At 56.9% G+C, this 462-nt stretch carries 1 protein-coding gene; it reads left to right on the top strand.

The window, feature by feature from the left end; translation table 11 throughout:
- Positions 1 to 62: 62 nt before the first annotated feature.
- Positions 63 to 462, top strand: a 400-nt coding sequence (locus E5W87_RS35600; protein ID WP_292408679.1) for an SDR family NAD(P)-dependent oxidoreductase, incomplete at its 3' end; no start/stop codon positions are given.

Genomic DNA, 462 nt, shown 5'->3' with positions numbered 1-462 from the left:
ACGAGGGGGCGCTCCGTGCGGTTACCGAAACATGTCCGCAGATAGGCGTCACGCGCATCGATGTGACCGATGAGGCGGCGATAGATCAATGGTTCAATGACGCCTTGGACGATCTCAACGGCCTCGATGTTCTGATTAATAATGCTGGAGGTGGGGGGAGGACTGGGTATGTCGAGGAGCTCATGCTCGACGACTGGCGTCGATGCCTAAGCCTCTCTCTCGATGCGCAATTTCTGTGTGTCAGGCGCGCTGCGCCAGTCATGAAGCGACAGCGCTCAGGCAGCATAATTAATATCTCCTCTATTGCTGGGCTTCATGGCTACTATCCCCAGCATACACCTTATGCTGCAGCCAAATGGGGGGTGATCGGCTTTACAAAGACGCTCGCCGTTGAGCTCGGCCCTTATGACGTGCGCGTCAATGCCGTCTGCCCTGGCAATGTGGAGGGAGCGAGCATGGAGC

The sequence above is a fragment of the Mesorhizobium sp. genome (genome assembly GCF_004962925.1).
Classification (GTDB): domain Bacteria; phylum Pseudomonadota; class Alphaproteobacteria; order Rhizobiales; family Rhizobiaceae; genus Mesorhizobium.
The sequence above is the reverse complement of the archived record's forward strand: the minus strand, read 5'-3'. Positions and strand labels throughout refer to the sequence as shown.